General features: G+C 44.0%; 16 protein-coding genes. 7 read left to right on the top strand and 9 right to left on the bottom strand.

What is annotated here, in order from left to right; translation table 11 throughout:
- Window positions 1-79 precede the first annotated feature (79 nt).
- The gene (locus QUA04_RS06040) at window positions 80-328 is read right to left on the bottom strand and encodes a hypothetical protein (RefSeq protein WP_333254765.1); all 249 of its coding nucleotides are present in this window, start codon (window positions 326-328) and stop codon (window positions 80-82) included.
- Between the two features lie 542 nt (window positions 329-870).
- Between QUA04_RS06040 and QUA04_RS06035 the strand changes: the two genes are divergently transcribed.
- Both QUA04_RS06035 and QUA04_RS06030 read left to right on the top strand, forming a co-directional pair.
- Window positions 871-1,242 carry a hypothetical protein gene (locus tag QUA04_RS06035; RefSeq protein WP_333254763.1) on the top strand — a complete coding sequence of 124 codons (372 nt, stop codon included), beginning with the start codon at window positions 871-873 and terminating at the stop codon, window positions 1,240-1,242.
- A gap of 183 nt (window positions 1,243-1,425) precedes the next feature.
- Window positions 1,426-1,974 (top strand): hypothetical protein, encoded by a 549-nt coding sequence (locus QUA04_RS06030; RefSeq protein ID WP_333254761.1) that lies wholly within the window; start codon window positions 1,426-1,428, stop codon window positions 1,972-1,974.
- A 357-nt stretch (window positions 1,975-2,331) separates the two neighbouring features.
- Here QUA04_RS06030 and QUA04_RS06025 read toward each other — a convergent pair whose 3' ends face one another.
- Window positions 2,332-4,173 carry an AAA family ATPase gene (locus QUA04_RS06025; RefSeq protein ID WP_333254759.1) on the bottom strand — a complete coding sequence of 614 codons (1,842 nt, stop codon included), beginning with the start codon at window positions 4,171-4,173 and terminating at the stop codon, window positions 2,332-2,334.
- 277 nt (window positions 4,174-4,450) lie between these two features.
- Window positions 4,451-7,177, bottom strand: a complete 2,727-nt coding sequence (topA, locus tag QUA04_RS06020; protein WP_333254757.1) for a type I DNA topoisomerase — start codon at window positions 7,175-7,177, stop codon at window positions 4,451-4,453.
- 571 nt (window positions 7,178-7,748) lie between these two features.
- Between topA and QUA04_RS06015 the strand changes: the two genes are divergently transcribed.
- The 4 genes from QUA04_RS06015 (at window position 7,749) to QUA04_RS06000 (ending at window position 17,983) form a co-directional block, all read left to right on the top strand.
- The gene (locus QUA04_RS06015; RefSeq protein WP_333254755.1) at window positions 7,749-8,420 is read left to right on the top strand and encodes a VOC family protein; all 672 of its coding nucleotides are present in this window, start codon (window positions 7,749-7,751) and stop codon (window positions 8,418-8,420) included.
- Window positions 8,421-8,590: 170 nt separating this feature from the next.
- Entirely contained in the window at window positions 8,591-15,376 is a 6,786-nt protein-coding gene (locus QUA04_RS06010) for an AAA family ATPase (protein ID WP_333254753.1), read from the top strand.
- Window positions 15,373-16,758, top strand: a complete 1,386-nt coding sequence (locus QUA04_RS06005; RefSeq protein WP_333254751.1) for a response regulator — start codon at window positions 15,373-15,375, stop codon at window positions 16,756-16,758. Before QUA04_RS06010 ends, QUA04_RS06005 begins: the two co-directional genes overlap by 4 nt.
- Window positions 16,759-16,969: 211 nt before the next feature.
- The gene (locus QUA04_RS06000) at window positions 16,970-17,983 is read left to right on the top strand and encodes a poly(ethylene terephthalate) hydrolase family protein (RefSeq protein WP_333254749.1); all 1,014 of its coding nucleotides are present in this window, start codon (window positions 16,970-16,972) and stop codon (window positions 17,981-17,983) included.
- Window positions 17,984-18,364: 381 nt separating this feature from the next.
- On the opposite strand, the gene QUA04_RS05995 is transcribed toward QUA04_RS06000, so the two are convergent.
- The 6 genes from QUA04_RS05995 to QUA04_RS05970 are packed head-to-tail and all read right to left on the bottom strand — an operon-like array spanning window position 18,365 to window position 23,427.
- Window positions 18,365-18,856, bottom strand: coding sequence for a helix-turn-helix domain-containing protein (locus QUA04_RS05995; protein ID WP_333254747.1), 492 nt, complete (start codon window positions 18,854-18,856; stop codon window positions 18,365-18,367).
- 24 nt (window positions 18,857-18,880) lie between these two features.
- Entirely contained in the window at window positions 18,881-20,977 is a 2,097-nt protein-coding gene (locus tag QUA04_RS05990; RefSeq protein ID WP_333254745.1) for a SpoIIE family protein phosphatase, read from the bottom strand.
- Entirely contained in the window at window positions 20,974-21,963 is a 990-nt protein-coding gene (locus QUA04_RS05985; protein WP_333254743.1) for an ABC transporter substrate-binding protein, read from the bottom strand. The genes QUA04_RS05990 and QUA04_RS05985 overlap by 4 nt, the downstream gene beginning before the upstream one ends.
- Complete coding sequence (locus QUA04_RS05980; RefSeq protein ID WP_333254740.1) at window positions 21,960-22,952, bottom strand: ABC transporter substrate-binding protein; 993 nt, start codon at window positions 22,950-22,952, stop codon at window positions 21,960-21,962. Before QUA04_RS05980 ends, QUA04_RS05985 begins: the two co-directional genes overlap by 4 nt.
- Window positions 22,953-22,987: 35 nt before the next feature.
- Window positions 22,988-23,203, bottom strand: coding sequence for a hypothetical protein (locus tag QUA04_RS05975; RefSeq protein ID WP_333254739.1), 216 nt, complete (start codon window positions 23,201-23,203; stop codon window positions 22,988-22,990).
- A 14-nt stretch (window positions 23,204-23,217) separates the two neighbouring features.
- On the bottom strand, window positions 23,218-23,427 hold the full coding sequence (locus QUA04_RS05970) for a hypothetical protein (RefSeq protein WP_333254736.1): 210 nt from the start codon (window positions 23,425-23,427) through the stop codon (window positions 23,218-23,220).
- A 41-nt stretch (window positions 23,428-23,468) separates the two neighbouring features.
- Between QUA04_RS05970 and QUA04_RS05965 the strand changes: the two genes are divergently transcribed.
- The gene (locus QUA04_RS05965) at window positions 23,469-25,040 is read left to right on the top strand and encodes an NAD(P)H-quinone oxidoreductase subunit N (RefSeq protein ID WP_333254734.1); all 1,572 of its coding nucleotides are present in this window, start codon (window positions 23,469-23,471) and stop codon (window positions 25,038-25,040) included.
- Window positions 25,041-25,275: the final 235 nt, after the last annotated feature.

Here is a 25,275-nt window from a genome sequence, read left to right as displayed (position 1 = left end):
AGCAATCTCAATCCGAAAATCACTGCATCGGTTTGATTGCTGGCTAGATGCCATCGCCGAGATTTCCCGCTGAAAAAACCTAGGAGGCGACTAAAACAGGGCACTCTGAAATCCGGCAAACATTGGACACAGTTGGCTGCTGGGAAACGACTCGCAGTTCGTGAGGATAGCGGGGACGCGGGTCATTTTCTAACCAGATGGGCGGTACCATCATCACTTCATAGTAAGCGATCGTATGCAAAACCCCTGGCTGCGACTTCAACTCCACTGTTAAGCCCGCTCGGTACTCAAATGCTTCTTCCCAGTCTAAGTTTTCATTGATACCCATAGCGATCGCGCCTCTTATATCTTGTTTCTTTTGTCCATTGTAGAGCGGTACATAAAAGATTGGGTACTTTCTGTCGCTTATGATACAATTTTTAACCTTATATGTTCGAGCCCTGACAATTGAGCAGAGAGGAGCAATTGTCAATAAGTAAATAGGATGATTTTGCTGACGGGTGAAAAGCAAGCTGCAAAGGTAGGCTTGACAAGAGTTTGAGTTGATATGTCTCAAAAAAAATAAGGGCGATCGAACCGCGCAGACGTTTATGACACAAAGGAAGAGAACAGAAGAGAATTTTAAGGACGGAAGTACAAACCTATTTTTGCCAGCTTGTCTAGTATTTTATAAATAAAGAAACTCGTTTTTTTTAATAAACCGGGTTTTTGGATGAGTGAAAACTCAACTAATTTCACTGGGTTTTCTTCTTTGTCGCTGTCGCCGTATTTTTAGCAAGGGAGATCCTTCTTCATTTCTTTTGGGCAGATGTCTAATACTCAAAGTAAAATATGGCATAATATAAATATTAGTTTCATAGCTTTGCACCTATGACCGCCCAAATCACCCTAAATCTGCCAGATGAAGTCTATCACCAAGCAGAATTACTAGCGCTGCAACGCCACCGCACCGTGAGTGAGATTCTAGTAGAAACTCTGGAAAATTTTCTCTTACCAACCGCTAAACCAGTATCAGCACTGTCTGATTCAGAAGTAATCACTCAGACTCAACTCCGGCTGCAACCAGTCCAAGAACAACGATTGAGTGAATTGCTAGACCGCCAACAATCCGGTACGATCGCATCTGTAGAACAGGCTGAATTGCAGGCCTTAATCCACATATATGAAACTCGACTATTGCGACAAGCTCAAGCCTTAAATGAAGCTGTGCGGCGCGGCTTGCTCGAACCATTAAAAGGATAAGCAAAATGGCGATTTCCGAACAAGTGCGAGCCAGAGTTAGCGCACAAGCTCAAAATCGATTTTTTGTGTCGAGTCAAGTTCTACTCAAGAAAATCATCAAAATTTCACACATCGCTCGTTGGCACTACTATAATAGCAAATATATACCTAATTCATAAATCGCATAAATTCTATTTTATAAGCATGAAGTTCAAGACTGTAAAAGAAGTTATATCCTGGAAAATTTTTATACTAGATGGTGAAATATATGATTTATCACATCTTAATGCTGGCTGGGTTGAATATCTCGACAAAAGAGACGAAAAAAATATAATCACGTACAACTTTATAGTAACTTATGGTTTACATTGTTTTACTAAAGATTCTGATGATCTTTCTAGCGAAGAATCACAGTTATTAATGTACAAGGGGCCGAGAGAGTCCAGACCATTTAATTTTGAGAGATACCAACTCTCAAAGCAATTACCGAGTATTGTCAAGTCATTGGGAGAGAAGGAAACGTTAGTTTGTCACGCTGGGTATGGAAAATTTGCCATCGTTAAAGTTTTGGATTCAAACGGTATAGAGGTTGAGTATTGCGTTGCTTTTGCCGCATTTAGAGAAAGTAAAAGGCTGAGATTACACATACACAGTGCTTATCCTATATACGAAGGCATAGGTAAAGTAAAGAAAGTGGGCTTTTTCGTCATAGCCAAAAATTTATTGCAGAATAAGGAATTACCGAAGCCCTAAAATAACAAAGGCTCCTTAAGGAGCCTTCGCCAAAATATAAATTTTGGTATTCAGAACGTCTTTACCGGAATTCCTCGACCCTCGTGGGTAACGGGATGTCATGATTAGATCATGTCTGCTGCATCCATAGGTCTAATATAATTCATGGTTTGGATTTGTGTCAAGTTTTACTTAAGAAAAGTATTAAAATTTTCCAGTGTGGGCGATTTGCGGTATAGTACGCTTTCTAGTTCTGGATTGCCACAGTTTTGTCGTGAAAGTCGATCGCACATATGGCCTTTCTGGCGGCCCAAGAGATTTTAGACCAGCGCGAGGTGAGGGAGATGGGGTTTGGGCGATCCGTCACGCAAACGCGCATCAAGTCGTTTCATCCGCGCACTCAACGGAAAGAAACTCCCGAATGATTGGTACTAGCAGTTTTTCAAACTGAATAAAATCTTCTTTTTCTGTTCGTTGACATACCCATTCACAGAAGATTTTCTTCTTCAACGTCTTCGTAATACTTTCCCCACCATCTCCTGTGTCTTTAGTGTTTACGTTGTAAAAATCGTCTTTAAACAATTCAACTGGCAAAAGATTTTCAATACCTTTTTTGGCTTTGGTATTTGTGGTATTCTGAGGTATGCAACGAATTGAGAGAGAGCCAACATTGTCAGCCTGTTTATTTGTATCACAGTCGTAAAGCAATAATACTCGTCGGGGAAAGCGGTTTTGGTTATTCTCTAGAAATTTTCGTGCAGTGTCCAAGTTAGTAGACCCGCTACCTTCTGCACCTTTTTTTCCGGTCTTGCCAACCTCATCGATTTCTAATTGCTCTAGAATATCTGTATGCCCTAACAATTCCAAGGCTTTTTTGATGTAAGCAACATCTGTCTGTCCCTCGGTTAATACTAAAGGTTTAGATGTTGCTAAAACTTGTTCTTCAACTGCATTCTCGAAGATTTGCGTCTGACGGTAGAACTCGAATGATTTTAAAAACTCCTCAAATCTTTCCGTACTAATTTGCTTACCTGTAGGCATTTCCAAAATCTGAATACCTTCAGCACCAAACTCATGCTCCATGCCAAGCAGAAAAAGTGGTGCGTGTGAGGTAATAATAAATTGTACTTTTGGAAATAACTTAACTAGCTTAGGAAGAACCTTGTACTGCAAATCTGTATGTAGATGAGCATCTATTTCATCAATTAAGACAATTCCATTAATTTCAGTTAGGTTAATACTCTTTTCAGCGTCTGCCCTATCTGCATAGCGGATGATTGTAGCAAAAAGATTAAAGAGTATAGCCTGTCCTGCTGAGAGGTGCCTAAATGACGGAACTATAACCCCATTTCCACAATGGATTTCAACTCGTCCATGTATTGCGTTTCGGTATTTCAGAATCATTTGAGCGTTTTCGTCTTCAAGAACTGCACGAAGCAATTGCTCAACGTTCTTTCGCCCAGCTTGAAGCCAATACTTGTCTGAAAGAGATGACAGATCTGGTTGAAAGTAGATTGGTGCATTCTGCCCAAAAGTAGGTATTCCTACGACAAACTCTCCATCTACAAGTGAGTCGAGTAAAACATCCATTAACCATTGCTGATTGTCTTCGGCAGCCCGTTCAACAATCAATGGTTTCCCAAGCACTCCTGACATCCTTTGATTATTGCTAAACAGAGGTTTATCCTCTACTGCACTAACATTCAACCAATGGGGACGCTCATTGCGAGAGGATGGAAAAAAACAGACTGATCCTGTTTGGAAAAAAGTTTCAATCTGTTTATCATCTCCTGTAGCTACCTTATAAAATAATTCATTTTCTGGCCATGATTGTACTGTTTCAAATCGGTCTTTTAGCTTTATGGCGTAGCTCTGTGGATCGATTTTACCAACTTTTTCTACATAACAGAATTTACTGCCTGTATCTGAAAATTCTAGTAGACAAAGGCTGCTTCCAGATAAAGAGCGGGTATCTCCACCGCTAGTTAGCTTGAAAAACGGACTATGGCCAATCTGTTGTCCTATCGCTATATCACTAAACTTCTTCTTCGCTAATTCTGCTAGCGCATCAAGAACATAGGCTAAAAAAATGGTTTTTCCTGTTCCATTCTTACCTACCAGAATCACCGGTTTGGGATTTCCAAAAGTATTTAAATCCAACTCAACATCGAACTCAGGAATCGGTCCAACATTTTCAATAAAACATTTGCGGAGATACATCTTAGATATTTAAGTTTTAAGCAATTTGGGACGAATTAATATTATATCTGTCTTTGCATAAACTTGTACTTGTATTTAAGCAATTATTCTGATACCTTGTAACTGTATGAGATGTAGATTCGATCGCTCTACTACATTCAAACCCACTTTGAAGGACTGAAGTCTTTACTACAAACCTCAGCTTGTCAAATAGTTTACCAACAAAGAAACCCGATCGCACTTGGAGCCCTCTCCCCGTGCACACCGGGTTTCTCGATCAGTGAAAACTAAACTAAACTCACGTTGTCTTCTTCTTAGTCGCAGTCGCAGTCGCAGCCTTCTTAGTCGTGGTTTTCTTCGCCGCAGTCGCTGTCTTCTTAGCAGTAGTTTTCTTCGCCGCAGTCTTCTCAGTTGGAGTCTCCGATTTCGCCGCCGCAGTCTTGCTTGACTTCTTCGACTTGCTGCTAGATTTTCCGCCGCCCGCTGCTTCCTTGGTTGCTAACAATTCCAGTGCTCTTTGTAAGGTGAAATTCTCCACAGATTCATCCTTAGACAAAGAAGCATTGATATCGCCATGTTTCACATAGGGGCCGTAGCGGCCATCGTAAACATTGATCAATTCTCCCGACTCTGGATGCGCGCCCAATTCCTTCAAAGGTGTGGCTGATTTGCTGCGGCCGCGGGCGGCTTTCGGCTGCGATAATAACTCTAATGCCCGATCGAGCTCGATCGTCAAAACATCATCCGGCGGTTTGATCGATCGATAATCTTTCCCCACCTTACCCTGGTCATGCACCACATAAGGCCCATACATCCCCAAATTAGCTTGCACCTTCGCCCCCGTCTCCGGGTGAGTGCCCAACAACCGGGGTAAAGTCAACAAACTCACCGCCATATCCAGCGTCACGCTATCCTTATCCGTCCCCTTCGGTAAAGAAGCCCGCTTCGGTTTCTTGTTCGTTTCCGAAATATCCCCTAACTGAACGTATGGCCCATAACTGCCAATCAGCACATAAATCGGTTCCCCAGTTTCCGGGTGAAGACCCAATTTTTCGGGGCCTTCCGTTTTTTGCTTTAACAGAAACTCGACTTGTTCCGGGTCCAAATCTGCCGGCGTCAAATCTTGGGGAATCGATGCTTTTACCAAGCCTTCTTCGCTTTCAGATTCTAGGTATGCGCCGAATTTGCCGATGCAGACTTTAGCAGAAATATTCTCCAGTACCACAGTTCGGGCAACTTTCGCGTCAATCTGACTTTCCTGTTCTTTAACTTGGGTTGCGAGTCCGGTTTCCCCTGTATAAAACTTTTGCAAATACGGCAGCCATTTAGCTTCGCCGGTGGCAATTTCATCGAGGGTTTGTTCCATGCGGGAAGTAAAACCGGTGTCTACTAAATCAGGAAAATGTGTTTCCAATAAAGTCGTGACGGCGAAAGCGGTGAATGTGGGAATTAGGGCGTTAGCTATTAATTTCGCATATCCCCGATCGACAATTGTACCGATAATACTCGCGTAGGTACTCGGACGGCCCACACCTTCGCTTTCAAGCATTTTGACCAGAGAAGCTTCCGTGTAGCGGGCGGGAGGTTGAGTTTCATGCCCGATCGCCCCTAAATCCTTACAATTAGGTTTATCCCCCACCTTCAGCGCCGGCAAAATTACCTCTTGGTCTTCCAACGCCGCATCTGGATCGTCGGAACCTTCCACGTAGGCCCGCAAAAAGCCTGGAAAATCAATGCGTTTGCCGCTGGAACGGAAACCCGCATCTTCTACCTGAGTTTGTACCGTAACGTGAGTTTGGCGGGAATCGGCCATTTGAGAAGCCACTGTCCGCTTCCAAATCAAATCATAGAGGCGGAAATCAATGCCATCCAATCCAGTTTGCTGCGGAGTCCGAAAAGTGCTGCCAGCGGGACGGATAGCTTCGTGGGCTTCCTGGGCGCCTTTGCTTTTCGTAGTGTATTTGCGCGGTTCGGGGCTGAGGTATTCGCTGCCGTAAAGTTCTTGCACACAACTGCGCGCCGCTGCGATCGCCTGTTCGGACAAATGCACCGAATCCGTCCGCATATAGGTGATAAAACCGCGTTCGTAGAGACTTTGGGCAATTCGCATGGTTTCCCGCGCACCCAGCCGCAGCTTGCGGTTAGCTTCCTGCTGCAAAGTCGAGGTCGTAAACGGCGGCGAAGGTTTGCGGGTGACTGGCCGTTCTTCGAGATTGGTGACAGTCCAAGGTTTGTTTTGAATGCGTGAGAGTAAAGCCCGCGCCTGTTCTTCGTTCAGCAAAAGTACGCGGCGGCCGGAGATAATTTGCCCGGTATTTTCATCAAAATCGCTGCCGTTTGCAACTTTGACATTGCCGACTGTCACGAGTTTGGCATCAAAAGAAATCTTGCCCTTTTCCAAAAGGGCTTTTAAATCCCAGTAGCTACCTTGGCGGAAAGCGCGGCGTTCCCGTTCCCGGCGCACCAAGAGGCGTACAGCGACTGACTGCACTCTACCGGCGGACAAACCCCAAGCGATTTTTTTCCACAGTAGCGGAGAGAGTGTGTAACCGACGAGTCGATCGAGAATCCGGCGAGTTTCTTGGGCTTGTACGACTCGATTGTCGATATCCCGGCAGTGAGTTAAGGCGTCGCGGATAGCTTCGCGGGTGATTTCGTGAAACACCATCCGCTTGATGGGCACTTTGGGTTTGAGGATTTGCAGCAAATGCCAGGAAATGCTTTCGCCTTCCCGGTCTTCGTCAGTGGCTAGAATCAGTTCTGTGGCGTCTTTGAGGGCGTCTTTGAGTTCTTTAACAATTTTCTTTTTATCTTTCGGGATGACGTAGAGGGGTTCAAAGTCTGCTTCCACGTTTACGCCCAGTTGCGCCCATTTTTCTCCTTTAACGGCTTCTGGTATTTCTTCGGCGGAGGATGGTAGGTCGCGGACATGGCCCATCGATGCCTCTACACGGTAGGTGGAGGGCAGGAAGTTGCGGATGGTGCGGGCTTTGGTCGGAGATTCGACGATGACTAAGGTTGACATGGCATCTTTTAAATATGGATGGCAGCGCAGCTAGAGGGTCTAAGTTAGAGAGTGTAGGTTAGATGTCAAGACTTCTTTCAATTTTGGGCGATTATTTTCAAACTACCTTAATTTTTAAGTTATTGCCGATCGGGTGGCAGGTGACAATGTGATGGGATTTTACTGCTTTGGGGGCAGAGGCTGCGAATCGCCTCTCTACAAGATGCACTGGATGATGACCTGACTCTAGCAGAATTGTCGGTAACTGGATGTTGAGACTGCTGGATGCGGGCGGATGGTTCCTCAATCTAGTTGTAACTTGAAGCTTGGGGAAGGTTGGGGCGATCGATTGCGCGATTTTAGATTTTAGATTTTAGATTTTAGATTGGGAAAGATTGACTGAGTAGAGGTTTGGGACTATCGATTGCGCGATTTTAGATTTTAGATTTTAGATTTTAGATTGGGAAAGATTGACTGAGTAGAGGTTTGAGACTTTGGTACAGTACGCAGTGCAGCATAAGCGTGGCGATCGCAAAAAAAGCAATCACAGAGGATTAAAATTAATTGAGCGATTGATTCTCTGAACAATGCTATGACATTTGAATTCGACCATCTTTTCATACTTACTGATATTGGTGCTTCCGAAGCTAATCGTTTATCCTCCTTCGGTTTAGTGGAGGGTGGATCTCGCATTCATCACGGACAAGGTACAGCCAATCGCTGTTTCTTTTTCCATAACGCAATGTTGGAATTGTTATGGATTCACGATCCAGAAGAGGCGAAGTCTGAGCCAATTCATCAGACTCGTCTTTGGGAGCGATCGACAAATCGGAATAATGGTGCGTGTCCGTTTGGCATCTGTTTGCGTCCAGCCAAAGGTTCTGAGGACACAGTTGCATTTTCTAGTTGGGCATATCGTGCGCCTTACTTACCTGAAACGATGAGTATCGCGGTAGGAACAAATAGTGATGTGTTGACAGAACCGATGCTTTTCCAAATTCCCTTTGGTAAACGTCCAGATCAATACTCTACTGATAAGTCACAGCCTTTGGAGCATGGTGTTGGTTTACGCGAAATTACTCGTGTAGAATTAGTCAGTCCTGCTGCCAATAATCCGTCACCTGAACTTCAAGCAGTGCTTGAGACAAATCAGGTCAACTTACGGATAGGAACCGAGTATTTTGTGGAGCTTGGTTTTGATGGAGAAGTGCAGGGAGAACAGGTAGATTTCCGACCTGGCTTGCCGCTTATTATCAGTTGGTAATCTAAAGCCGTAAAACAATTAATAATATGGCTTCAGTATCGAACGAGCTGCGATCGTTCGTACAGAACGCGGACTGACAAGTTCAGGAACATTAGAGGCCATTGAGAATTTTCCAAGTTTGCTGAGTAAACTAGATATATAGTAACCCCCAATTTATTGAGGACTGAAAAATGGAGACAATTACTGACCTGCCTGGGTATCGCATAACAGAACAACTCTATGCAGGCTCTCGCACTCTAGTCTATCGGGGTGTTCGGGAGAGCGATCGGACTCCAGTCGTCATCAAACTGCTGCGAAACGAATATCCCAGCTTCAGCGAACTGCTGCAATTCCGCAACCAATATACCATTGCCAAAAATCTGAACCTCCCCAGTATTGTTAAGCCACTCGATTTAGCGCCTTACAAAAACGCCTATGCTTTGATAATGGAGGACTGTGGAGGAGTTTCCCTCTGTAGTTATCTCAAGGCAGCAAATGATCAAAACCAACCCTGTAAATCTTTATCTTTAGAAAACTGTCTAGACATAGCCTTGCAGCTAGCAGATATTCTCCACTCTCTCTACCAAAACCAAGTTATTCATAAAGATATCAAACCCCCCAATATCCTGATTAACCCCGATAGCAAACAAATTAAACTCATTGACTTCAGTATTGCTTCCCTGCTGCCGAGAGAAACCCAAGAAATCCATAATCCCAACGTTTTAGAAGGAACCTTAGCTTATCTCTCCCCAGAACAGACAGGAAGAATGAATCGAGGTATTGACTATCGGAGTGACTTTTATTCCCTCGGTGTGACCTTCTATGAATTGTTGACAAGACAGTTACCCTTCGAGTCAGACGACCCTATGGAGTTAGTACATTGTCATCTAGCCAAAGAGCCGATTCCGGTGTACGAAATGGCTCCAGCCGTTCCCCTAATTTTATCCCAAATAGTCAGTAAATTGATGGCGAAGAATGCAGAAAATCGCTATCAGACTGCATTAGGACTCAAGCACGATTTAGAGATTTGTCTTGCTCAATTACAAAAAACAGGTAACATTGAGACCTTTGCATTGGGAACGCGGGATGTTACAGACCGTTTCCTCATCCCCGAAAAGCTCTACGGCAGAGAAATTGAAGTGGATAATTTATTAGCTGCTTTTGAAAGAGTCAGTAGGGGCAGCACGGAAATGATGCTGGTGGCAGGTTTTTCGGGCATTGGTAAAACGGCAGTCGTGAATGAAGTTCATAAACCGATAGTTCGTCAGCGCGGTTATTTTATTAAAGGCAAATACGACCAATTTCAGCGCAACATTCCTTTCAGTGCTTTTGTGCAATCATTTCGAGATTTGATGGGGCAATTATTGAGCGAGTCCGATGCTAAAATTGAACACTGGAAGACTAAAATCCTGGTAGCATTGGGCGACAACGGACAAGTTATTATTGAAGTCATTCCCGAATTAGAACGGATTATCGGACAACAACCCCCTGCCCCCGAATTATCAGGGATAGCTGCTCAAAATCTGTTCAATTTACTATTGCAAAAATTTATATCTGTCTTTACCACAAAAGAGCATCCCTTAGTGATGTTTCTGGATGACTTACAATGGGCAGATTCGGCATCTTTAAAGTTGATGAAGTTCCTCATAGGTGAATCCCAGTCCAGTCACCTGCTACTAATTGGAGCCTATCGAGACAATGAAGTTTCCGCTGCCCATCCCTTGATGTTGACCCTAGATGAAGTCACTAAAACAGGGGCAACGGTCAATACCATCACACTTGCACCTCTGGCTCGCACCAGTTTGAATCAATTAGTAGCAGATACGCTGACTTGTTCTCCTAAATTAGCAGAACCGCTGACGGAATTGGTGTATCAGAAGACAAAAGGCAACCCATTTTTTGCGACGCAGTTTCTCAAGGCCTTGCATCAAGATGAATTGATTATTTTCGATATCAAAGCAGGCTATTGGCAGTGCGATATCAGCAAAATTACAGAAGCAGCCCTCACGGATGATGTGGTTGAATTCATGGCGCAGCAGTTACAGAAATTACCCGTGGAAACTCAGGAGGTTTTAAAATTAGCCGCTTGCATTGGCAATCAGTTCGATCTGACAACATTAGCAATTGTTTGCCAAATATCGGAGACTGAAACGGCAACGGCTTTATGGAAAACTTTACAGGAAGGTTTGGTTTTACCTCAGAGTGAGATTTATAAATTTTATGTAGGGGAAGAAGACAATATCGATCGAGCTACTACTCAAACGGTTGCCTATCGTTTTTTGCACGATCGCGTCCAGCAAGCTGCTTATTCTTTAATTGCCACAGACCAAAAACAGGCAACTCACCTGAAAATCGGGCAATTGTTGCTCCAAAATACTCCGATTCAAGAACGGGAAGAGCAGATTTTTGCCATTGTCAACCAATTAAATATAGGATTGGAGTTAATTTCTCAACCAGCGGAACTCGAAGAACTGGCGCAGTTGAACTTAACAGCAGGACGGAAAGCCAAAGCATCCACAGCCTATGCAGCAGCCGTGAAATACCTGAGTACGGCGATGGATTTGCTCTCAGGCGAGAGCTGGCAAACTCAGTACGATTTGACTTTAGAAATCGTTGTCGAAGCGGCAGAGGCAGAATATCTCAACACCAATTTTGCTACCGCCAATAGTTTAGTTGAAATGGTGTTACAGCACGGGAAAACACTGCTCGATCGCATCCCCGCTTATGAAATTAAGATCCTACTTCACATGGCGCAACACCAATTGAACGATGCCATTGATACGGGTTTGCACGCATTGGAACTACTGGGCTACCCAGTTAACCTGACCGAGCAGGAATTTTTAGTGGAATTGCCCGCTGTAGAATGCCTGGAAGACTATCCCATTATGACTGACCCCGCCCAACTAGCAGCCATGCGAATTATTAAAGTCTGTCTGCCTCCTGTTCTAACAGGTAGAGCGCAAATTGTGCTGTCAGTAGTCCTCAGACAAGTGAAGCTTTGTCTTGAAGGCGGTCACTCTCCTTTGGCATCAGAAACCTATGCTTGGTATGGAATGCTCTTATGTGGCGCGCTCAACAACATTAATGCCGGATATCAAGCAGGGCTGCTAGGAATGCAACTGCTCAAACAGTTTGAAATCAAGGCACATAAAGTTGTTACTTATAATATGTTTTATGCTTTCACTCACCATTGGAAGGAGTCTTTAAGAGAAAGCATAGCCCCTCTGGCCGAAGGCGTGCAGATCGGGCTAGAAAGTGGAAATTACGAATATACAGGTTACTGCATTACCAACTATTGTTACTACCTATTTCTGGCGGGGGAAAATCTGAAAAATGTTGAAAGCGAACTGGATAAGTATCACAATTTGTTGTTAACTTTGAAATTGAAACATTCCATTTTCCTTTCCCAGGCTTTGTATCAGTTAGTGTTGAATTTGTTGGGAAAAGCCGTCAATCCGCTCCAGTTAATTGGTGAGAAATTTGACGAATCTACTATGTTGTCTGAACTCCAAGAGCAGAACGATAACTTTGCTCTGTTCAATGCCTTTTTAGCCAAGACAATTCTGTTCTATCTGCTCGAAGAGTTCGAGCCCGCAGTGGAGAGTGCAGCTAAGGCAGCTAGTTATCTTATGGTTGGGTTGGAAAACGTAGTCACTTTGCACTTCTACCAATCCCTAGCATTGCTGGCGAACTACCCCAACGTCAGTTTGGAAGAGCGCTCGTATTACCTAAGTCAGGTTGCTGCCAATCAGGAAAAAATGCAGCGTTGGATGCAGCACGCTCCGATGAATTACGAGCATAAATACCATCTGGTAAAAGCCCAAAAACATCGCGTTTTCAATCAAAAAACAGAAGCCATAGAATTCTATGATATGGCAATTAAAGGAGCCAAAGAAAACGGTTATATCCAAGAAGAAGCGATCGCCAACGAACTAGCTGCCAAGTTCTACCTTGACTGGGGCAAAGAAAAAGTTGCCGCCAGCTATATGCAGGAAGCATATTACTGTTATGCCCGTTGGGGATCTAAAGCCAAGGTTCGACACTTAGAAGAAAGATACCCGCAGTTACTTCAAAGCATTGCGAAGCGAGAGACCGTATCAATAAATAGCACCCAGCCGATCACTTCAACCACAATGACCGATACAAATATACTAGATTTGGCGACAGTGATGAAAGCCTCGCAAGTGCTGGCTGGGGAAATTGTTCTCGACAAATTACTAGCAAAATTACTAAAAATAGTCTTAGAAAATGCAGGCGCAAGTTCGGGCTTTCTCATCTTAGATAGAGGAAGTGATCTGTGGATAGAAGCAGCGGGGACACTTGAGTCAGACCAAGTATTTGTGCCTCAACCTGTGTTCGTTCAAAATAGCTTATTAGTCCCACTTTCCCTCATTAATTATGTCGCCAGAACTCAACAAGATGTCGTTCTGGATGACGCGCGTATATCTGAAAATTTTCTCAAGGATTCTTACATTAAATTGCATCAACCTCAGTCCGTTTTGTGTGCTACTATTCAAGGGCAAGGTCAACTCATCGGTCTTGTTTACTTAGAAAATAATTTAACTACAAGCGCGTTTACTCCCAACCGCTTGTCAGTCGTCAGAATGTTGTGTTCCCTAGCGGCAATTTCTATTAAAAATGCCCAACTCTATGACCAATTAGGGGAATACTCGCGAACGCTGGAACGTAAGGTTATAGAAAGAACCCAAGAATTGCAACAGGAAATCACTGTTAGAATGCAGACCGAAGTAGCCTTGGGCCAGTCTGAGGAAAAGTTTTCTAAAGCCTTTCGTTCCAGTCCTAACCCGATCGCGATCGCGCGGTTCGCAGATGGACGCTACATCGAAGTGAACGACAGTTTCCTCAGCACTTTTAGTTACTCTCGCGAAGAGGTAATTGGTTTTACAGCGATTGAGTTGAATCTTTGGGTTAATTTAGAAGAATGTGACAGATACAGACAGCTATTGCAAGAATCAGGAGTGTTTCGCAATCAGGAATTCGATTGTCGTACTTCCGCCGGCGAGGTGAGGAAGATGCTGGTATCAGCAGATATTATTGAGTTGGGTGGAGAAGCCTGTATTCTCTTAGTCACGAACGACATTACCGATCGTCAAAGGGTAGAAGAAGCGCTCAAAGAAAGCGAGGGTAAATATCGCGACTTAGTTGAAACATCGCAGGATATGATTTGGTCACTTGATACCGAAGGGCATTATACCTTCGTCAACGCTGCCGTCAAACAGATTTTTGGCTACTCGCCTGAAGAAATGATAGGGCGAAAATTCAGTGATTTCAAGACACCTGAACAACTTCTCAAAGATAACGAGATATTCCAATCTCTCCTGAACGGAGAGTCCGTTTTTCATTATGAAACTATACAATTAGCTACAGACAGCAGACCTATCAATCTCCGGGCAAATGCAATTGTAGTGCGGGATTCCGAGGGAAATATTCTAGGAATAACTGGCACAACAAGCGATATTACCGAAAGCAAAAAAGCAGAGGCAGCCTTACAACAAGCCAAAGAAGTAGCAGATGCGGCTAACAAGGCTAAAAGCGAATTTTTATCAAAAATGAGTCACGAATTGCGAACTCCCCTCAATGCAATTCTCGGCTTTACGCAAGTGCTGGGCCGCGACTCATCTCTTTCTCACATACAGCAAGAACATATCGGCATCATTAGTCGCTCTGGCGAGCATTTGCTGACCCTGATTAATGACGTGCTGGAAATGTCCAAAATCGAGGCTGGTCAGATTACCTTAAATCCTACTAGCTTTGACCTGTATTATTTGCTCACTTCTCTCGAAGAAATGCTCAAACTAAAAGCAGATTCAAAAGGTTTAGCACTTAGTTTACACATCAATCCTAATATTCCTCAGTATGTAAAAACTGACGAAAGTAAATTGCGTCAAGTCTTGATTAATCTGCTAGGAAATGCGATAAAATTTACGACGAAGGGAAGTGTGACACTTCGGGTTGCAGCAATTAGTGCGACACAAAAGTCGGCAACAGACAACGAACTGCGGACTATTACATTTGAAGTGGAAGACACGGGCCACGGCATTGCTCCTACTGAGGTAGATTCTCTATTTGAGGCTTTTGTACAAACTGACGCGGGTCGGAAATCTCAAGAAGGAACCGGCTTGGGTTTACCCATCAGCCGACAATTCGTACAACTGATGGGAGGAGACATTACCGTCAGCAGTACCTTGAATCGAGGAACGATTTTTAGTTTTAATATCCAAATTAGCTCGCCTGACATGGCTGAAATTCAACCTCGACAATCAACAAAACGGGTAATTGGTTTAGAACCCAACCAAACCCCATATCGCATCTTGGTAGTTGATGATAAATGGGAAAGTCGTTTGCTATTGGTTAATCTTCTCGAACCGCTTGGCTTGGAGGTGCGCGAAGCAGTAAATGGTGAAGAAGCTATTAGAATCTGGGAAACTTGGAAGCCTCACCTAATTTGGATGGATATGCAAATGCCTGTGATAGACGGGTATGAAGCTACCAGACAAATTAAAGCCAAGATTCAAGAGGAGGCTACCCCGATTGTTGCGTTGACCGCTAGCGCTTTTGAGGAAGAGCGAGCCATTGTTTTAGCATCAGGCTGTGACGATTTTGTGAGCAAGCCTTTCCGAGAAGAAGTTATTTTTGCGAAAATGGCTGAACATTTAGGGGTACAGTATATTTATGAAGATTTACCGAACTTTACATTATCTCAGCTTGAGGGTCAAGACTTGAGTGTAAAAGCAGGGGAAACAACTGAAAATTTAAGGACAACTTTGGCGACACTGCCTGCGGAGTGGGTGACACAGTTACATCAAGCAGCTATCGATGCTGATGCAGAGCTAATTTTAAATTTGGTTGCCGCAATTCCTGAATCTAATACTTCTTTTGCGGAGGCTATCGCCGATTGGGCTAACAACTTTCGTTTTGATAAAATTACTAACTTAACTGAAGAAAATATTCCATGAACAGCCAGCAATTAGAATCTCATGTTGCCAATCTTTTAGTAGTTGACGATACCCCAGACAACCTGCGTCTTTTATCCACTATGTTGAGCAACAAAGGGTATAAAGTTCGGGGCGTAATAAACGGCGAGATGGCCTTAAAAGCAGCACGTTCTACCCCACCGGATTTGATTTTGCTCGACATTACGATGCCCCAGATGAACGGCTACGAAGTTTGCCAACACCTAAAAGCGGATGGCCGAACTTCGGGTATTCCAGTTATTTTCTTGAGCGCTCTAGATCAAGTGTTAGATAAAGTCACAGCCTTTGCTGTTGGAGGAGTAGATTACATCACCAAGCCATTTCATTTAGAAGAAGTTTTAGCTCGTGTCGAAAATCAACTAACTCTTCAGCGTTTGCAAAAAAAATTGCACGAGCAAAATGCGCGATTGCAGGAGTCCGAGGCTAAGGAGCGAGAGAAATCCCAACAACTAGAGCAGGCTCTACAACAGTTACAAAATGCACAAACTCAACTCATCCAAAGTGAGAAAATGTCAAGTTTGGGGAATGTCGTAGCGGGGGTAGCTCATGAAATTAACAATCCGATTAGCTTCATTAAAGGGAACCTCTCTCCGGTAACGGAGTACACTCAAGATTTGCTGAAGCTGGTGCAACTCTACGCAGAAGATTTCCCCAATCCCACAGCAGCTATCCAGGAACAACTGGAGGCGATGGATCTCACTTTTCTCAGGAATGACTTGCCGAAGTTAATTGCTTCTATGAGAATAGGAGCTGACCGAATCGGAGAAATAGTGCAATCGCTGCGGAATTTTTCCCGACTTGATGAATCTGACTTGAAAGCGGTGGATATCCATGAAGGACTTGAGAGTACGCTGATGATTTTGCAGCATCGGCTGCAAGATGAAGCAGATCAAACGATAATTAAAGTGGTAAAAGAGTATGAGGATCTGCCAAAGATAGAATGCTTCGCTGGGCGAATGAATCAGGTTTTTATGAACATCCTGACTAATGCGATTGAGGCGTTGCAATCCCCAAAAAGTTGGGCAAATGATTTAGATAATAGCAGCCCAATCCCTACTATTAGTATTTGCACGAAGTTACTCTCCGACTTTCAAGTAGGTATTTATATTACTGATAATGGGCCGGGCATAACCGAAGAGGTTAAATCACGCATATTTGAGCCCTTTTTTACAACGAAGGAAGTGGGCAAAGGAAAGGGTTTGGGCTTATCGATTAGCTATACTATTGTAGTAGGCGAGCATGGCGGGCAACTCCGTTGTTTTTCGGTACCGACTCAAGGGGCGACTTTAGCCATCGAAATTCCGATTCACCCTCTAAAAAACGTTTTTCTAAAGAAGATTGGGTCGGGTTATAAGCCACACTAAAATAAAAGTAGTCAAAAAGGGTTTAAAATTACGAATCGTGTTTATTTATGAGTCAGTTTATTTGCAATTGTTACACAAGTTTCTATTAATCAAAATTTAATACTCTTAGTCACAGAGTCGGCAAGCTATTCCGGCAACGCTCCTTAAATTACCAACCGTCGCAGACTGGTTTTTTTCCGTACCTTATGCACGCACTCTCAAACCCCAAATAATGATAAATTTCAACCCTCATTTTTTGTCGCCAAAAACCCTAGTAATTATTTGTGCAATTGCTACGCTTGTTGTCCTTGCTAGGAAAGTCTTTGCCACAACAATCGATTATGCACGGCCATTTAAAGAAACTAGCTTTTACAGTACGATGATATCTGCTAATAACGATTTAGCTGACATTTATTATCCTAAACCATCCGATCTTAATTCCGGTAATTACTCTTTCCCCATTGTACTTTTATTGCAAGGTGCGCTTGTAGATAAATCATTTTATTCAGATTACGCTAGCCACGTGGCGCGGTACGGTTTTGTGGTAGTCGTTCCGAACCATTTGCGCCCTTCGCCCTTCAATCCCAGTTCACCCCCTAATTTGGCGCCGGAAACTTCGCAAATGGCGGCGGTTTTGTCGCAAATGGCGATCGAAAACACCAACCCCACATCTCCGATCGCGTCTGTTATCGATACGCAGCGCCTTGGTTTATTGGGTCATTCTTTTGGTGGTGCAGTGGGGTTATCAGTGATTGCTAACAAATGTCTCCCAGAATTGTATTTGTGTCAAGAGCCATTTACGCGCCCGAAAGAACTATTAGCAGGTGCATTTTTTGGAGCTAACTTGCGGAATCCCATTGCTAATGAATTTGTGCCCATCGCTAATGATGGCATTGCAGTGGCGTTGATTCAAGGCGATATCGATGGTGTCGCCCTGCCCGATCGAGCTCAAAGCACCTTTGACCAAATTCAAACACCACCCAAAGCTTTGATTACTGTTATGGGTGCCAATCACTTCGGCATTACCAATGTTAATAACCCCGCTGGTGCGATGCCCGATCGCAATACTGCTACCTTAGAGCGAGCCGTGGGTATTGAAACGATCGCCCGTTGGAGCGCGCTATTTTTGCGGGCAAATATGCTTAAAGATCGATCGGCATTTGATTATATTTACTCTCAAGGTGACGCCCTCGATCCGAATGTCCGTGTTACCACCGTTGCAGTTTCCCAACCATCTTCTAAGTAGCTCCACATCAAAAAACGTAAGATAGATTAAGGCTAATAGATAGTGTGCCTACATTTTTATTATTGGGCATCACTTCACTGGGGAACGGAGACAACGATTGGCTAACCAACATTTAACCACATTTACGCTCTGCCTTATCAGCTTGGAGAACAGCTATATCTTATATATTTGGGTACTGGCTGCCAGCCAACAGTGACGTATTTGCTGCAAATAAAGCCGAAACAGGCTTTATTTGGGCTTAAAACTTGTGTAAGCCCCATTAATAGTTTTGAACTCACCCTGGTTAATTCGACTGTCAAGGTTAATCTTTTTGGATTTACTTAGAAGTTTTACTCGAAAAGCTGTAATTTTATTCCTTTGAATCGTTTTTGAGCAAGTCTTTTAATGTTTTTTGAACTCAATGGCTGCCTCCTGAGCTTTTTCGTTACTCACAGGCTTTGCTTCCTTTAAGTTGGCTTTCATGCGATAGTGTACTTGCTTGTGTAATGTTTGATATTTGACTGAGACTTGATAGTTCTCTTCTACCCATTGACCAATTTCTTTATAAGTCTTAAAATCACAGGACTCTTCACTTAACTTTTCGGATATTCCGGCTATTACCGCTGAAGGAATTACTCGGGGTCTACCAGTTGCTTGCCGTATTTCTAACAGTTCTGACAGACCGCCAGCACTATATTGTTTTAACCATCTATGTACAGTAATTCTATGTACACCTAAACGTTCAGCTACATCTGTAAGGCTTAGACTCGCTCCTGTTTTTAACCAATAAAGTGCCTGAATTTTTTGTTTATTAGGTAGAGTTCGCTGCTCCGACAGAATTTTTTTTAACTCGTCTGCTGTTAAATCAATTCTTTCTTGGTAGTTTACTTTCATAAAGTATTTCTCAAAGTTTATTCTTCATTGTAGCAGTTCTTTTTCGGAAATGATATTATTAACTAAAGTTCCCTTGGCAATAACGTCAGCCTGCCGCTTAAAGACTAGCAACGTAATATCATCAAACACTTTCTGCTTACCGATATGTTGCCGTACATCTACAATCACCGCATCCTTAACTTCTGCCGCAGACTTGTGCCAATTTTGACTAATTACTTCACACAGTTGCTTAAGTCCATACTGCTTTTTGCGGATGTTATAGGCTTCTGGAATGCCATCAGTATATAGCACCACGCCATCTCCAGGTTCTAGCTCAATCAGGATGTGACTGATGAAGTCTGCGATATCATCATCTAAAGCGATCGGGAAGCCTAACTCCATCGTGTCGATGCGCTCAACATCTCCATTTTTTCGCACAACAAGCGTTTCTTCATGCTGACCGCTGATGCTAATCAGTCCTTCGGAGTAGCTCAAAATCGCCAGCGTCAGACTTTTCTCGGAATTCATGCGCTGTACGTTTTTGTAGAGGGTACGGTTGAGTACATCGAGGAATCGAACGGGGTCTAGTTCACGAATCTCTTGCAGGGTGCGAACAGAGGTTTGCGCCATCAGCATCAGAATGCCGCTTTCCAGGCCATGTCCGGTGACATCGCCGATCGCCAGTGTGACAACACCATCGATCTGTAGCACGTCGTAGTAGTCACCTCCTACTTCATCAGCGGGTTCCATGTATCCGGCGATATCTAGTCCGTCAATTTCCAGTTCTTCAGGGTTAGGCAAAATCATTTGCTGGATGTGACGCGCCACATTTAATTCTGCACCTAAGCGGAGGTTGTCTACTTTGAGTTTTTCGTTGAGGGTAATGATTTCCTGATTAGCATTAGCAAGTTCTGCTGTTCGTTCTTTAACTTTGTCTTCGAGGGTTTCAAAGGATTCTTGGATTTGCCTCGCCATGCTGTTGAAGGATCGTGCCAGCAGACCGATTTCGTCTCGCGATCGCATCTTCACACGCATATCTAAGTTACCCGCCGTAAACTGGGCAACCGCTTGGGTGAGGTAAATCACAGGCTTTGTTAATAGTTGTGCGATCGCAAAAGCGATGATAGTTACAATTGTGGCGATGATTGCTAATAAAAGAAGTGCATCACGTATTTGTTTTTCTACAGGTGCTAGGGCAACGGCAATGGGCTGTGCAAAAAGGACTGACCAAGGTTTATATTTCAGGTGGGCGATCGCTAAGAGGCTCAACTCATTATTATCCGTAGCTGCCAATCGTGTGGTTAGATAAGGCTGTTTAGTGTCTAATGCTTGCTTGAGGTCGGGCAAATTGATTGCAAGTTCTTTCGTTAGAGTCTTAGGCAAACGCCCTTCGCGTTGCAGTTGTGCTACAACATTGGGTGACAAAGGCACAATAGATTTGAAAAGGAGTTCAGGTCTAGTGCTATGTGCCAGATGAATATAGTGCTCATCTAAAAGAACTGCTAACGATTTCGCACGTGCGTGTTCAGTTTCCCGAGTCACCAATTGCTGGACAGATGTGGCATTGTATGTCACCCGCAATACACCCAATATATTTCCCTTCGCATCGCGAACAGGACTGCTAAAGAAGAGCGTAACGAGGTTGGGAATTGTCGGGGATTGCCTAATACTAGAAACAAAAGATAGTTGAGTTTTGAGCGGTTCTTGGAAGTAATCTTGACCGGATTCATCTCGTCCGACATCCGGTGTATTCGTATCGAGTACATTCCGTCCCTTTAAGTTGAGCAAGGCATAGGAGATAATATTAAGCATATCTTTGCGACTGAGCCTGGTTAAGGTTTCAGTCGCTAACATCTCTTGGGGACTACCATTTCGCCGTTCTGGAGGTAGGCCCAGATAGGCAGCCAAACCTGGTAAAATCGCTTCTACCCGCACCGCATTGAGATTCGCATCGATAAACCCATCTATTCTGTTAGCGGTTTCGTTAGCCTCTGCAGCTAGGGCTTGTCGTGCGTTGTCGGTCAAGGCATTTTCAGTTGTATTTTTGTCGATAAAGGCTAACAGCAGCAATGGAATTAGAGCAACGACAAGAAACGAGACGATTAACTTTGTACGAATGCTGTTGAAAAACGAGCGCTTCATGGTTTCAAGCTAGGAGGGGGGCTTAAGAAAGAAGAATTGAACAAGGTTTTTACATTTGGAAGGCGCGTCACATTACCAGCGCGAATAAAAAATTCCGCATATTTATTGGCGGTTTTGTAGATATAATTAGGACTGTCTGATTGAAAGAACTTTTGATTTTCTGCAAAGTCAGTGAGGTCTATTCCCTCGAAAGAGATTGTATTGCTGGGAATATTCAACGCTTTGCTCACAATCTCGTTTCCTTCGGGAATATTTGCTTCCCAATAGGACACGCCTTGAAGCCAGCCTCGCACAAAGGCGCGAATATCTTCGGGGCGATCGCGTATCGCCTCACCCCGAAACGCGATCAAATCCACAATTAAGCCTGGGGTTTGCTTGCTTGTAAACAAAATTTTTGCCCCTAATTTTAATGCTTCAGAAAGATGCGGTTCCCAAGTGTGCCCTGCTTGGATAGCATTGTTTTGTAAGCGCTGGGGAACTTCTAAACCATCAACTTTAACCAGCCTAACATCATCGCTCGTCAGCTTAGAGCTTTTCAACATCTCAGTAACGAAGACTTCGCTAAAGCCGCCTAGATTTGCACCAACCTTTTTTCCTTTCAAGTTAAGAATTGTTTTAATGTTTGATTGCGCGACTACCACATCTGCACCTGTCGATTCATCCACAACCATCACAGCTTGGATATCAGGATTTGTGGCACTCAATATCATAAAATCTCCCAAGGTTAATCCGATCCCATCATACTTCCCTGCACTGAAATCTGCTTGTTGCAATTGTAAGTAGTCTACATAGCTCAGTTCCACGTCTATCCCTTGCGCTTTGAAGAATCCTTTCTCTTGAGCAATGATGGCAGGTCTATGGCCAACAAAAGAGATAAAACTTACTTTCAGGGGAGGACGTTTTACTTTTAGAGGTTCCGGAGAATGACAAGCAAACAGCAGCCAGCAGGTAATAATAAAGATGCTGTTGAAAAACAAGCGCTTCATGGTTTCAAACTAGGAGGGGGGGTTAAGAAAGAAGAGTTGAACAAGGTTTCTAGATTGGGAAGGCGCGTCACATTGCCAGCGCGAATAAAAAAGTCCGCATATTTCTTGGCGGTTTTGAAGATATAATTAGGACTGTCTGATTGAAAGAACTTTTGATTTTCTGCAAGGTCAGTAAGGTCTATTCCCTCGAAAGAGATTGTCTTGATGGGAATATTCAACGCTTTGCTCAGGAGCTCGTTTCCTTCGGGAATATTTGCTTCCCAATATGACAACCCTTGAAGCCAGCCTCGCACAAAGGCGCGAATATCTTCCGGGCGCTCGCGTATCACCTCACCCCGAAACGTGACCAAATCCACAATTAAGCCTGGGGTTTGTTTGCTTGTAAACAGGATATGCGCCCCTATTTTTAATGCTTCAGAAAGATACGGTTCCCAAGTGTGTCCTGCTTGGATAGCATTGTTTTGTAAGCGCTCGGGAACTTCTAAAGCCTCGACTTTAACCAGCCTAACATCATCGCTCGTCAGTTGAGAGGTTTTCAACATCTCAGTAACGAAAACTTCGCTAAAGCTGCCTAGATGTGTACCAAGCTTTTTTCCTTTCAAGCTAGGGATTGTTTTAATATCCGATTGCGCGACTACGACATCTGCACCTGTCGATTCATCCACAACCATTACAGCTTGGATATCAGGATTTGTGGCACTCAAGATTATAAAATCGCCCAAAGTCAATCCGATCCCATCATACTTCCCTGCACTGAAATCCGCGTCTTGGAATTGTGAGTAGTCTACATAGCTGAGTTCCACGTCTACCCCTTGCGCTTTGAAGAATCCTTTCTCTTGAGCAATGATGAGAGGTGTATAGCCAACAAAAGGTACACAAGATACTTTCAGGGGAGGGCGTTTTACTTTTAGGGATTCCGGGGAATGACAAGCAAACAGTAGGCAGCCGATAATAATAAATATACAGATGTAATTGAGTAGTTTAGACATACTATGTAAAGCATTCCTGGTGTAGAAAAGGCGACTCATATTTTCTTGAGTCCGATCGACCTAAGTGCATCCTCCGCAATCACCGCTAAAACTGTTCCGGTGGCGATATCTAGAACAAGCTTGCCCGATCGCACTTTTGCCAACTCTACTAACCGAGTTGCAGCCTGTTTGTGAAATTCATTCTCGTAGTCGGGGCGGTTGTTGAAGTCATTGAGAATCTGCCGTTTGTAGGCACTTAGCGAGTCAGTCATGCCGAATTACTGGTTTAACTTTCTACATTGTGGCAGTTATGGTCGATCGCGACGAGAGTCGCAGGTGACATCAGTCGGCCATCTCTAAAATGCCCGCAAATGTATGCAAAACCGCTACCGAGTATCAACTCTCCGGCAACAAACATCGGTCCAACTGGGATCGCGAAGCTGTAATCCGCTACAATCTGTGTTTGGTAAAGAATTTTTACAAGTTCACAGCCCATTACAGCCTTTGCGGCTTGTACTACCCAACCTGCCTGAAAATATGGATTTTGCTACTCTTGCTGCCCAGCTAAATGCTGGAACTATCTTGCCAGAGGGAATTGTCATCATCACCCTCTTGGTGGTTCTCGTCGGCGATTTAATCGTAGGCCGCAGTTCCTCGGGTTGGACTCCCTACGTTGCCGTTGCGGGTTTGCTGGCCGCCGTCGCTGCTTTGTGTTTGCAGTGGGATAACACGGATACCATCTCGTTTCTGGGCGGTTTTAACAGCGATGCCTTGAGTTTAGTGTTTCGCGGAATTATCGCTTTGAGTACGGCTGTCACTATTTTGATATCCGTCCGCTATGTACTGCAAACGGGTACTGCTTTAGCGGAATTTATCGGCATTTTGCTGACCGCTACTTTGGGGGGAATGTTCCTCAGCGGCGCTGATGAATTGGTGATGATTTTTATTTCGTTGGAAACTCTGAGTATCTCGTCTTATTTGCTGACTGGTTACACAAAACGCGACCCGCGTTCCAATGAAGCTGCTTTGAAATATTTGTTAATTGGGTCGTCTTCTTCGGCGGTGTTTCTCTACGGGCTTTCCCTGCTGTACGGGTTGTCTGGCGGCGAAACTAAGCTGAGTGCGATCGCGGCTAACCTTTCTACTGTGAATGAAGGTCAATCTCTCGGTTTGGTGATTGCTTTGGTTTTTGCGATCGCCGGAATCGCCTTCAAAATCTCTGCGGTTCCCTTCCACCAATGGACTCCTGACGTTTACGAAGGTTCTCCTACACCCGTTGTTGCCTTCCTTTCTGTCGGTTCCAAAGCAGCCGGTTTTGCCCTAGCAATCCGCTTGTTAACAACTGCTTTCCCCGCACTTATCGAACAGTGGCAGTTCGTGTTCACGGCCTTAGCCATTCTCAGCATGGTGTTGGGAAATGTGGTTGCCCTCGCCCAGACTAGCATGAAGCGGCTTTTGGCTTATTCGTCGATCGCCCAAGCTGGTTTTGTGATGCTGGGTTTGATTGCAGGAACAGAAGCCGGTTACTCCAGCATGATATTTTATCTGTTGGTTTACCTGTTTATGAACTTGGGTGCTTTCGCCTGCATCATCCTGTTCTCGCTGCGGACTGGAACCGACCAAATTAGCGAATACTCAGGTTTGTACCAAAAAGACCCGCTGTTAACTTTAGCCTTAAGTATTTGCCTGCTTTCTCTCGGTGGAATTCCGCCCCTGGCTGGATTTTTCGGCAAAATCTATCTGTTCTGGGCTGGCTGGCAAGCAGGACTTTACGGCTTAGTTATTCTGGGATTAATTACCAGCGTAGTTTCGATTTACTACTACATCCGCGTTGTGAAGATGATGGTAGTAAAAGAACCTCAAGAAATGTCAGACGCGGTAAAAAATTATCCCGAAATTCGCTGGAACCTTCAGGGAATGCGGCCTTTGCAAGTCAGCGTTGTACTCACTTTGGTGGCGACAACATTGGCGGGAATTTTGTCGAACCCTTTGTTTAATTTGGCTAATGATGCTATTACCAAAACTCCCATGTTGCAGTCGGCATTGAGTCATGTGCAACCTGTTGTGGGTGCGAAAATTGACTCGAATTTGGTGTCTCGCCGCGATTAATTTTTCCTGGTTCTGAAATAGTGCAAAACGCCTGACTCTTTGAAGTTGGGCGTTTCTTTTTTGTTGTGATATACTTAGGACTAATGCCAACTGGGGACTATCGAGTTGTAGGGTGCGTCAAACTTTCATTATCAACGGGTAATCAAGAGTTTACGCTCTGACGCACCTTACTAATTATGACACTTGCGTAACTCCTGATACTGTTAATTATGATTTTTAAGCGCAGATTAACGCA

This window comes from Microcoleus sp. S13_C5 (assembly GCF_036700845.1).
Classification (GTDB): domain Bacteria; phylum Cyanobacteriota; class Cyanobacteriia; order Cyanobacteriales; family Microcoleaceae; genus Microcoleus.
The sequence above is the reverse complement of the archived record's forward strand: the minus strand, read 5'-3'. Positions and strand labels throughout refer to the sequence as shown.

Coding starts and splice junctions, on each gene's coding strand:
- QUA04_RS05975 (WP_333254739.1), bottom strand. CDS start 23,203: ATGACTGACTCGCTAAGTGCCTACAAACGGCAGATTCTCAATGACTTC.
- QUA04_RS05995 (WP_333254747.1), bottom strand. CDS start 18,856: ATGAAAGTAAACTACCAAGAAAGAATTGATTTAACAGCAGACGAGTTA.
- QUA04_RS05965 (WP_333254734.1), top strand. CDS start 23,469: ATGGATTTTGCTACTCTTGCTGCCCAGCTAAATGCTGGAACTATCTTG.
- topA (WP_333254757.1), bottom strand. CDS start 7,177: ATGTCAACCTTAGTCATCGTCGAATCTCCGACCAAAGCCCGCACCATC.
- QUA04_RS06015 (WP_333254755.1), top strand. CDS start 7,749: ATGACATTTGAATTCGACCATCTTTTCATACTTACTGATATTGGTGCT.
- QUA04_RS05985 (WP_333254743.1), bottom strand. CDS start 21,963: ATGAAGCGCTTGTTTTTCAACAGCATCTTTATTATTACCTGCTGGCTG.
- QUA04_RS06035 (WP_333254763.1), top strand. CDS start 871: ATGACCGCCCAAATCACCCTAAATCTGCCAGATGAAGTCTATCACCAA.
- QUA04_RS06040 (WP_333254765.1), bottom strand. CDS start 328: ATGGGTATCAATGAAAACTTAGACTGGGAAGAAGCATTTGAGTACCGA.
- QUA04_RS06005 (WP_333254751.1), top strand. CDS start 15,373: ATGAACAGCCAGCAATTAGAATCTCATGTTGCCAATCTTTTAGTAGTT.
- QUA04_RS05970 (WP_333254736.1), bottom strand. CDS start 23,427: ATGGGCTGTGAACTTGTAAAAATTCTTTACCAAACACAGATTGTAGCG.
- QUA04_RS05980 (WP_333254740.1), bottom strand. CDS start 22,952: ATGTCTAAACTACTCAATTACATCTGTATATTTATTATTATCGGCTGC.
- QUA04_RS06030 (WP_333254761.1), top strand. CDS start 1,426: ATGAAGTTCAAGACTGTAAAAGAAGTTATATCCTGGAAAATTTTTATA.
- QUA04_RS06010 (WP_333254753.1), top strand. CDS start 8,591: ATGGAGACAATTACTGACCTGCCTGGGTATCGCATAACAGAACAACTC.
- QUA04_RS06025 (WP_333254759.1), bottom strand. CDS start 4,173: ATGTATCTCCGCAAATGTTTTATTGAAAATGTTGGACCGATTCCTGAG.
- QUA04_RS06000 (WP_333254749.1), top strand. CDS start 16,970: ATGATAAATTTCAACCCTCATTTTTTGTCGCCAAAAACCCTAGTAATT.
- QUA04_RS05990 (WP_333254745.1), bottom strand. CDS start 20,977: ATGAAGCGCTCGTTTTTCAACAGCATTCGTACAAAGTTAATCGTCTCG.